The organism is Planctomycetia bacterium, assembly GCA_021413845.1.
Classification (GTDB): Bacteria; Planctomycetota; Planctomycetia; order Pirellulales; family PNKZ01; genus PNKZ01.
In genome coordinates this window covers 1-7,224 of the sequence record JAIOPP010000033.1, presented here as the reverse complement: position 1 = coordinate 7,224, position 7,224 = coordinate 1, and the positions used below count along the sequence as shown (strand labels likewise).

Genomic DNA, 7,224 nt, shown 5'->3' with positions numbered 1-7,224 from the left:
TAATAAACCGAGAATCGAATTTTGCACGACGTTCTCTGCGAGGTTGCAACATCGCAGAGAACGCTTCGCTGCTCTGGGCGTCGTCCGGTGCGTCGTCGCGCGAGCCAGTCTTGCTTCCCGCGAAGCAAGCCGGTTCGGGCGAAATGCTCTGCGCAGAGAATCGTTTGACAAGATGCCCAGGCCCGCTCGGGCGACGACGCACGAATGTTTTTTATGTCGCAAGCAAGCGCGATCACGGCCGTGCTTTGCGCCAAAGTAGCAGGCACGTTCCACGTGCCGTCCGCCACAGTTGATTGCGAACGATCGTTGCGGTGCGGCCCCGGATATGCATCCGGGGCTATTGAACGGAGTTGAGTGTGAACAGAGCTGCGTGCGTCGCGATGCTGCATTCAGCTCGAACGGCGCACGTGGCTACGGCACGTGGAACGTGCCTGCTACTTTAACGGAGTTGTCGCTGTTTGCTGGGTCGGGTACCTTACCTTATGAGGGTGTCGGCGAGAGAAATTTTCGGTTCCAGCGAGAGGATGCGTCATGGCAAGGCGATGGATTGCGTTCGTCGTGCTCCTCGGTGTCGGCGCGGTTTGCTGTGATCGGTCTGCGGCGCAGGCGCCGCTCGCGAACCCGAGAGCCAAGTCGTTTAAGATCGCGAACTGCCTGGTGTCGTTGATTCGCGACATCGAGATCGCCGCGAAGCGTTCGGGAAACATCTCGGCTTTGAGCGTGAAGGAAGGAAGCACGGTCGCCGCCGGCGATGTCGTGGGGGCGATCGATAAGGCGCAGGCCGAGATGCAGTGCGACGTCGCCCGCGCCGAGCACGAATCGGCTCGGGCCCGAGCGCTGAGCGCCGTGGAAATCCAAGCGGCCGAGAACGCCTATCGCTCGGCTTCGACCGAGTACGCGGCTTCGGTCGACGCCAATCGCCTGTCGGCGCGGGCCTATTCGATCGTGCAGCTCGATAAGCTCCAACTCGCCGTGAAAGACGCCCAGATGCGCATCGAGGCGGCGAAGCTCGAGCAAGCGATCGAGGTGATCGAAGATCGGATCGCGGAAGCGAAGGTCAGGCTCGCTCAAGTCGAGATCATCGATCGCACGTTGGTCGCGCCGGTCGAAGGGCAAGTGGTCGAAGTCTTCCGCCAGAAAGACGAATGGGTCGAAGTCGGTCGCCCGATTCTACGCATCGTGCAACTCGATCGCTTGCGCGTGGAAGGGTTCGTGAAGTTCGCAGAGCACGCGCCGGAAGAGCTCGCCGGCCGGAAGCTGAAGGCCACCGTCGTCGTCGCCGGCGGCGAGACCCGCACGTTCCCCGGCGAGGTCGTGTTCGTCAACCCGGTGTTGCAACACGGCGGGCAGTTTCGGATCTGGGCCGAAGTCGAAAACAAAGGGCTCGGGCTGCGGCCCGGCGTCGAGGTCGAGCTGGAAATCCTCGGCGAGCAGTAAACCGAGTTGTCGGCGCGTCGAGTTGCGAGCGGCGTGTCGTTAGTAGAGCAACGTCATTTCGCAGAAGATGCTGTAGAGCGACGAAACCGGACCGGTGACGTTGTTATAAATGTCGCGCAAGCCGCCGCCGGGCACCAGCGTGGCGGCGCCGGCGACGAAGATGATGTTGTTGCTCAGGAGCGGACGATACTCGGCACCGAGGCTGATATCGGTGCCGATGAAGTCTTGCACTTGGCTTTGAAACAAGAACTGCTTGAGCACGCCGGTCGCGTCGAACCACAATAGGTTCGTGTTTTGAATGAGGCGCAGTTTCTGAGTGAGCTCGATATCGAAGCCGCCGTTTAAGATGTGAACGCCGGGATTCATATAGTTCGGCTGACCCTCGAGCCGGCTCGAACGAAGGTCCGGAATCAAGCTGTTGCGGTTCGTCAGCGCGACGCCGAAGATCCGCGGACCTTGCCGCTGCCAATAGCTGAACTGTCCGCCGGCGAAGTTGGGGTTGTCGAGGATCGTGTCGAAGCCGTGCGCCGTGCGGCTGAACGGATCGTCTTCGCCTGAAGCGTAGAAGTACGAGCCGCGAATCCGGAGCCAATCGAAGTCGCGCGAGAGTTCGATCGCCGCCATCTGCGAGTTGACCGTCACCGGCTGGCCGCCGATCGGGTTCAGCGAATCGTGCCCGAACACTTGATAGAACTGATGCGTGATGTTGATGCGTCCGATGTGGCCGTCGCCGCCCCAACCCAAGTAGGCCGCGTTCACTTGATGTTCCTGGAACACGCCGGCAGGATCGGGCCGGACCAAGAAGCCATCTGCGTCGAAGTGGGTCGAAGGAGCATCGTGGACGAAGTGAAAATTAAGCAGCGCCGTGTAGCCCGGTACGAACGTATCTTGGCGAAAGTAATTCGCGACGATGACGTCTTGTTTGCGGTTGTCCCAAGTGTTCAAGAAGCTGTTGGTCTGCTTCTCCAATTGCGAGAAGTAAGCCAGGTTGAATTGCTCGCGATTGGCGTGGCGCGTGCCGAACAGTCGCACGCCGCGATTCGTGTCGGCGAAGACGAAGCCGCGGAAATCGCTCACGAACGGCTGAGAACCGACCCGGAGCGACATGAAATCGTAGTCGGCGCTGAGGTCCGCGAGCTTCGTTTCGACGAACCACTCTTGCAGCGCGATGTCGGTGCGATAGCGCACGCGTCCTTCTTCGACGTCGGGCCCGATGATCCCGAGCTCCTTGACGTCGAGATAGTTTTCGTTGAAGACCGACGTGACCCGGATGCGCCAGTCTGCCGGTTTGAAAGAGCTGTCGCCGTGCGACAGGTCGGCGGTGAAGATCGTGTTGTTGGTAATGAACGTCTGGTTGGGGTTGCCGAACTGATCGAACGAGTTCGGGTTCTGCGTGACCTCGAACGCATTCTGCGGCGTCGGCACTTGTCGCACTTCGGCCAACGTGACGTTCGCGACCGTGATGTTCAAGAACGTATGCTGACCGACGATCGGATAATCTCCCTTCAGCACGTTCTGCTTGTAAGGGTTCAGCAGCCGGCCGAGATCGTAGGGATAGTCGTCGGTGATAGGATGGCCTTTGCCGTAGCGATCCCATTCCGGCACGCCGATGCGCCAGCGATCTTCCAGCGGCACGAAATGCGGCGACTGTTGCCCTTCGCGCGGCGCAACCCCCGAGCGGCCGGTAAAGCCGGCAGGCATGTTGCGCGAGTATTGAAAGAACGGATCCCATTCGGGAGTCAGCGACAGCCCGTCGGCCGGCGGCAGCGAGTCGGGCTCGTCGGGTGCGCGGAGCACGCTTGGGTTGGCCTGCGGCAACCGGATCGGACCGTCGAGATCTTTCGACAACTCGGCCGCATCTCCGACGACGACGACCGACGACCGACCCGAAGCGTCGAAGAAGCTCGGGCCTTCAAGAGCGTGAGGTTGAATCGCCGGCGCTTGCGGCGGCGGAACGGCAGCGACCGGTGCGGGGAACGCATCGGCCGGGATTTCCACGGCATTCGCAGCTAGCAAACGGGCCGGCTCGCAGACGATAACTACCACCAGCGAAGCAATGCCGGCAGCGATCCCGGCGCGCAGTCCGAGCGCACGGATAGAACGGAGCGCGGCTAACGCAAACGATGGCGGTATCACGACATAGATCGAGAAGGAGTGTTTGGAGCGAGTCTCGCGAAGGGGGAAAAGTAAGACCTGGGCGGTATTTAGGTGCGGTCGTAACGGTTGTATCGGTCGCAACGCGTAGACCGGATAAACCGAACCCCCTCAATTTTGCGGACGAAGACAAATGACGTTCCCCCGCGATTCGCGAAATGCGGATAAGTTCGTTGATTTCAAGTACGGCAGGGGTAGCCTGGGTTCATCCCGCGGGCAAATCCTCGGAATAGGTAATTTAGCGCGAGTAGCCTCTGTCATGCGAAGCGATTCGAGAACGCCGGGAAGCTCCTCGGCTCCCTATGTCACGCTGGCCGTGGAAGTGCTCGAGCAGCGGCTCGTCCTCGATGCCGCCGGCGCCGCCGCCGTGCAACTGGCCGACACCGAATCCCTGCAGGCTGCGGAAGTCGAAACTCTGCTCGATCGGGCCGCCGCCGCTTCCGCTTCGCAAGACGCCATCATCGCGATCGTCGATCGTCAGGGGCACATCCTCGGCGTGCGCGTCGAGCAAGGGGTGCTCAATGCGATTCCCGACAACAACACGCTCGTCTTCGCGATCGACGGCGCCGTGGCCTTGGCGCGCACCGGCGCCTTCTTCGCCAACCAGATCGGGCCCCTCACGTCGCGCACGATCGAGACCCTCTCGCAATCGACGATCACGCAGCGCGAGGTCGAATCGAACCCCAACACCGGAAACCTAGGCTCGACCGTGCAAGGGCCGGGGCTCGTCGCGCCGATCGGCGTCGGCGGACACTTTCCGCCCGGCATTCGCAACACCCCTTCGGCCGACTTGTTCGGCATCGAGCAAACCAATCGCGATAGCTTGCTCCATCCCGGCCTCGATGGCATCAAAGGGACAGCCGACGACATCGTCTTGCCGAATCGTTTCAACGTCAGCTCGGCGAACATTCCCAGCGGGCAAGGGATCTACGCGCCTGAGTCGTACGGCTACGCCTCGGGTCGCCTGACGACGGCCCAATCGCGCGGCATCGCCACCTTGCCCGGCGGACTTCCGCTGTATGAAAACGGTGTCCTCGTCGGCGGCATCGGCGTCTTCTTTCCCGGCTCCGATGGTTATGCCACGCACGAACAAGGGTTCGTCGCCGGAGTCGGGCAAACGAAGAACAATCGGATCAACGCTCCACAAGTGCTCGAAGCGGAATGGATCGCCTTCGCCGCGGCCGGCGGCAGCGAGTTGCTTGAAGTCGGGGCGCTCGCCTCGGCCGACGGCACGATCGTTCCTGCAGTGAGCGGCTTCGTCATTCCTTCCTACGACGCCAACGGCCGAATCGCGCGGATCGATCTCGCCGGAATCACGCTCGACACCATCGGACCCGGCGGCGTCTTCGGCGGGCTCAAAGTGATGCAGCAAACGCGCGATCGAGTCGGCGTCGGACTCAGCTCGAGCGGGGCCGATCAGATCGTCGATCCGATGAACCATCTCTATCTCGACGGCACGGTCGTTCCTTCGGGCTGGCTGGTAACTCCGCATGGCGCCGCGCCCGGCTCAGGCGGCGGCTCGCTCACCGCGGCCGACGTTACGGCGATCATTCAACAAGGGATCGACGAAGCCAACGCGGCCCGCGCGCAGATTCGTTCGATCGGCAACACGACGGCGATGGTCTTCGCCGTTTCCGATCTGAACGGAAACATTCTCGGCCTGTATCGCATGACCGACGCCACGTACTTCTCGATCGATGTCGCGGTCGCCAAGGCCCGCAACATGGCGTACTACAACAACGAGCTGGCGCTGCGCGACGTCGACAAGTTGCCGGAAGCCGAGATCGAAAAAGGGACGGCGTTCACTGCGCGGACGTTCCGCTACCTCGCGCAGCCGACGAATCCCGAAGCGATCGACGGCAAGGATCCCGGCTATTTCTCCAGCTTAAACGCTCCGGGCATCAACCCGCACACGGGCGAGAACCTCGGCGGCCCGCTGCCGGCTTCCACCTACCTGACCGATTCGACGCCGGAATTCTTGTTCACGTCGTTCGGAGTCGGACGCAACTTCCACTCGCTCACCAACATCGCGAACCAAAGCGGCGTCGTGTACTTCCCGGGCAGCACTGCGGTGTACAAGAACTCGGCGATCGCCGGTGGCTTCGGCGTCAGCGGCGACGGCGTCGATCAAGACGACTTCGTCACCTTCTACGGTGCCGAGGGCTATTACATTCCGGACGACGTTCGCAAAGCCGATCAGGTTCGCTTCCGTGAAAACGGTCTGCCGCTGTTCAAGTTCTCGAGAAACCCGTTGACGAAATAGCTTGCGAAGTCGTTCGTTCGGATTCGTTTTAGAAGTTTTGTTTGGGAGTCAAGGATGACCCTTCACGTTACGCTTCGCTTCGGTGTCGCGAATACTTGTCGCTTGCTGATCGGCATAGGACTATTCAGTGTCGGGCTTTTCGATGCAACGCCGCGCACGGCCGAGGCGAGCGATTACTTTCATACCGATGCTTGCGCCGAGCAACGGGCCGGATATCCGCAGCAGGTCAAACCGATTGCGACGCACTCGAACACGCGCCACTACGGCGGCTACTACGTCGGCGGCGGAAGCACTTTCTTCGCCGGCCACGAACGGCGAATCGATCAAGGAACGTGGGGTTGGGACTACTGCGGAATCTTGAAAAACAATTGGATCAAGCTTGGCTGGAACCACGGCAATCGCCCGCAAGGAGGAACCGGTTCCTATAAAACCAACTTCGCGCCGTTTCAATAATGAGCGATACGCAATTGCTTTAGCATCCCAAGGCACTCGGATTGTTTCACTGGAAATGTGCAGCAGACCAAATATTTGCTTATAACTTTAGGTTGTGTGAGGCGAAAGCCGACAGTCTCGATTCAGATCCGAAGGTTGGGTTCAAATGCCACTCAGTTCACGTGCTACACCGCAGATTATTGCGTGGGCTCGAAAGACGACGCACTTGAGCATCAGCGAGGTAGCTGCACTGGAGGGTTGGAAGGAATCGAAAATCGCGGCCTGGGAATCCGGGAAATCGTCTCCGACGATCAATCAGCTGAAAAGGTTGGCGAAACGGTACAAGTATCACACGATGGTGTTTTATTTGCCGGAGCCACCGAATTTCAGCGTAAATAAGCTTCGCGACTTTCGGCAACTGCCCGAGGATCAATCGCGAGAATTTTCTTCGCAGCTTGAAATTGCTCTGCGACTGGTAGGCGACAGGCAATCTTGGGCGGCAGAGTACATGCAACAAACCGAGGAATTGCCCTGGACCGCGATTAGGGGAGTTGCGACCACTCAGAACCCAACCGATGTCGGAAAAAAGATTAGAGCGTTGCTGGGCGTCGACATGCTTCGACAAGCACAACTACAACGCACGTCCGATGCATTCGCGTTTTGGAAGTCGCGATGCGAAAACATCGGTGTTTTTGTATTTCAATTAGCAGGGATTGAACTTAATGAAATGCGCGGTTGCGCTATATTCAACAAATACGCCCCGATTGCAATCTTAAATTCAAAGGACTCGCACAACGCTAGAGGCAGTTTCAAAACCGCCTCAGGACGATCATGAGGCAAGCGAGCTTGGCGAAGCTATGGAAGAGGAAGGCGTAGAACTCGTAGCGGGTAACGAGCCGTCGGAAGGCCTTCATCCAACCGATCGTGCGCTCGACGAT

General features: G+C 59.8%; 5 protein-coding genes. 4 read left to right on the top strand and 1 reads right to left on the bottom strand.

The features are described 5' to 3' along the window. Positions 1 to 531 precede the first annotated feature (531 nt). The gene (locus K8U03_07170) at positions 532 to 1,437 is read left to right on the top strand and encodes an HlyD family efflux transporter periplasmic adaptor subunit (protein ID MCE9604670.1); all 906 of its coding nucleotides are present in this window, start codon (positions 532 to 534) and stop codon (positions 1,435 to 1,437) included. 39 nt (positions 1,438 to 1,476) lie between these two features. Here K8U03_07170 and K8U03_07165 read toward each other — a convergent pair whose 3' ends face one another. Continuing rightward, complete coding sequence (locus K8U03_07165; protein MCE9604669.1) at positions 1,477 to 3,453, bottom strand: hypothetical protein; 1,977 nt, start codon at positions 3,451 to 3,453, stop codon at positions 1,477 to 1,479. Between the two features lie 397 nt (positions 3,454 to 3,850). On the opposite strand from K8U03_07165, the gene K8U03_07160 reads away from it, so the two are divergent. From K8U03_07160 to K8U03_07150, 3 genes are all read left to right on the top strand, one after another. Further along, positions 3,851 to 5,854, top strand: coding sequence for a heme-binding protein (locus tag K8U03_07160; GenBank protein MCE9604668.1), 2,004 nt, complete (start codon positions 3,851 to 3,853; stop codon positions 5,852 to 5,854). Positions 5,855 to 5,908: 54 nt separating this feature from the next. Next, the gene (locus tag K8U03_07155; GenBank protein ID MCE9604667.1) at positions 5,909 to 6,307 is read left to right on the top strand and encodes a hypothetical protein; all 399 of its coding nucleotides are present in this window, start codon (positions 5,909 to 5,911) and stop codon (positions 6,305 to 6,307) included. 205 nt (positions 6,308 to 6,512) lie between these two features. After that, positions 6,513 to 7,121: a helix-turn-helix domain-containing protein gene (locus tag K8U03_07150; protein MCE9604666.1), complete on the top strand. Its 609-nt coding sequence runs from the start codon at positions 6,513 to 6,515 to the stop codon at positions 7,119 to 7,121. Positions 7,122 to 7,224: the final 103 nt, after the last annotated feature.

Excerpts from the sequence above, each read along its gene's own strand:
- K8U03_07170 (MCE9604670.1), top strand. The coding sequence starts at position 532 with ATGGCAAGGCGATGGATTGCGTTCGTCGTGCTCCTCGGTGTCGGCGCG.
- K8U03_07160 (MCE9604668.1), top strand. The coding sequence starts at position 3,851 with ATGCGAAGCGATTCGAGAACGCCGGGAAGCTCCTCGGCTCCCTATGTC.
- K8U03_07155 (MCE9604667.1), top strand. The coding sequence starts at position 5,909 with ATGACCCTTCACGTTACGCTTCGCTTCGGTGTCGCGAATACTTGTCGC.